A 2065-nucleotide genomic window follows, 5' to 3' on the forward strand; every position below is an offset into this window, starting at 1 on the left:
CTGCTCACCGACACCGGCAGGCTGGCCGCCGCCACCGCGCGCGTGCTGCGCGGCCGCCGGGTCACCGGCCGGTTCCACGCCGTACGCCTGCGCCCGGGCAGTGGAGCTGCCTGGGCCTGCGGGCTGCTCTCCGCCACCCCCGGGCTGTACGTCGTCGACCTCCGGCCCCCCGGCGCCACCGCCCTCGCCCACACCCTGCCCGGCCGCCCCACCGCCCTGGAGCGGGCCCTGACCAGCGGGGGCCGCGGATGAGCGGGGGCACGGGGGAGCAGTGGAACGTCTGGCTCGGCGCCGCCGCCCTCCTGCTGGTCCTCGGCCTGCCGCCCGGCCTGGTGGCCGGCTGCCGGGGCACCCCCCAGGAGCGGCTCGCCGGCCTTGCCCTGACCGGGACCACCGCCACCGCCGCGCTGCTCCTGGCCGCACGGGGCTTCGGCCGCAGCGGCTACGAGGACCTCGGCCTGGTCCTGGCCGTGCTGGGCCCGGTCGGCGTCCTGGTCTTCGCCCGCGTCCTGGGCCGCACCCAGGACTCCCGCCCCTCCCCGGGCGCCGAGGGGCCCGGTACGTCCGGACAGGGGGAGTGACGGTGGAGCCCCGGGAGGTCTGCGCCCTCGTCCTGCTCGCCGCCGGGACGGGCGTCCTGCTGCTGTCGGGAGCCGCGCTGCTCGCGCTGCCCCGGCCCTACGCGCGGCTGCACGCCCTGTCGCCCGCCTCCTCCCTCGGCGCCCCGCTGTGCGCCCTGGCCCTGGCCGTGGCCGCCGGGCCCGGCCGGGAGGCGGGGAAACTGCTGGTCGTGGCCGCGCTCATGGTGCTGGGCGGCACCCTGACCACCCTCGCCGTGGGCCGCTCCACCGCCATGGACGAGGGCCGCGTCCCCCGGGACTCCCCGCCGTGACCCCCGCCGGCATCCTCGTCGACCTCACGGTGCTGCTGGTCGCCGCCGTCGCCACGGCGGCCGTCCGCACCCCCGACCCGGTCCGCCAGGCCGTCGTGCTCAGCCAGCTCGGGCTGCTGCTCGCCCTCCTGTTCACCTTCCTCCAGGCCCCCGACGTGGCCCTGTCCCAGCTGGCCGTGGGCACCGTCGTCACCCCGCTGCTGATCCTGCTGACCGTCCGCAAGATCCGCCGGCAGGGCGGCACGGACGGGGGCGCGGGCCGGCGCGGCCGGGGCGGGGACCGGTGAGCCGCACCGCGCGCACCGCGGTGTTCTGGTGCGCGGCCGTCGCCGTCGCCCTCTGCTACGGGATCTCCTGCGGCCACCTCCCCGCGTTCGGCGGCCCCTTCCACCCCTACGCCGACCGGGCCGTCCCGACGGCCCTGGCGCGCCGCACCGCGAACGCCGTCGCCTCCGTCAACTTCGACCAGCGCGGATTCGACACCCTGGGGGAGGAGTTCATCCTCTTCACCGCGGTCCTCGGCGCCGCGATCGTCCTGCGCCGGGCCCGAGACGAACACGTCGTCAGCCCCCGCTCCGGCCGGGTCCTGCCCACCGTCCGCCTCGCCGGCACCGTCCTGCTGCCGGTCGCGCTGGTCACCGGCGTGTACGTCGTCGCCCACGGGCAGCTCACCCCCGGAGGAGGCTTCCAGGGCGGGGTGGTCCTCGCCACCGGACTCCACGTCGCCTACCTGGCGGCCGACTACCGGGTGCTGCGCGCGGTCCGCCCCCGGACCGTCCTCGACCTCGCCGACGCCATGGCGGCCGGGGCCTTCGCCGCCCTCGGGCTGGCCGGCCTGGCCTGGGGCTCGGCCTACCTGGAGAACGTCCTGCCCTGGGGCACGCTGGGCCAGCTCACCTCCGGCGGCATCGTGCCCCTGCTCAACGCCGCGGTCGGGGTGGAGGTGGGCTCCGCCCTCGTCGTGCTCCTCGCCGCCTTCCTCGACCAGGCCCTGGAGATCGAGACCGGATGACGACGGCCCACCTGACGGCGATCCACCTGACCACGGCCCCCCTGACCACGGCCCACCTGACCACCACGGCCCATCTGGCGGCCGCCCCCGTGACCGGCCCGGCCGCCGCCGACCCGCTGCCCTACCTCGCCGCCGGCTGGATCCTCCTCGCAGGCCTCCAC

5 protein-coding genes are annotated in these 2065 nt (G+C 77.8%); all 5 read left to right on the forward strand.

Annotated elements, in window-relative coordinates; all coding sequences use genetic code 11:
• Window positions 1-252, forward strand: a 252-nt coding sequence (locus VR44_RS25825) for a hypothetical protein (protein WP_045949995.1), incomplete at its 5' end; no start/stop codon positions are given.
• Window positions 249-581 (forward strand): MrpF/PhaF family protein, encoded by a 333-nt coding sequence (locus VR44_RS25830; protein WP_052713826.1) that lies wholly within the window; start codon window positions 249-251, stop codon window positions 579-581. The genes VR44_RS25825 and VR44_RS25830, both read left to right, overlap by 4 nt.
• 2 nt (window positions 582-583) lie before the next feature.
• Entirely contained in the window at window positions 584-892 is a 309-nt protein-coding gene (locus tag VR44_RS47540; protein WP_052713827.1) for a monovalent cation/H(+) antiporter subunit G, read from the forward strand.
• Entirely contained in the window at window positions 889-1179 is a 291-nt protein-coding gene (locus tag VR44_RS47545; RefSeq protein WP_045949996.1) for a DUF4040 domain-containing protein, read from the forward strand. The genes VR44_RS47540 and VR44_RS47545 overlap by 4 nt, the downstream gene beginning before the upstream one ends.
• Complete coding sequence (locus VR44_RS25845; RefSeq protein WP_052713828.1) at window positions 1176-1904, forward strand: MnhB domain-containing protein; 729 nt, start codon at window positions 1176-1178, stop codon at window positions 1902-1904. The genes VR44_RS47545 and VR44_RS25845 overlap by 4 nt, the downstream gene beginning before the upstream one ends.
• Window positions 1905-2065 lie beyond the last annotated feature (161 nt).

The sequence above is a fragment of the Streptomyces katrae genome, assembly GCF_000966975.1.
Taxonomy (GTDB): domain Bacteria; phylum Actinomycetota; class Actinomycetes; order Streptomycetales; family Streptomycetaceae; genus Streptomyces; species Streptomyces katrae.

What these genes read in the sequence shown, in the direction of transcription:
- VR44_RS25830 (WP_052713826.1), top strand. Translation starts at nt 249, where the DNA reads ATGAGCGGGGGCACGGGGGAGCAGTGGAACGTCTGGCTCGGCGCCGCC.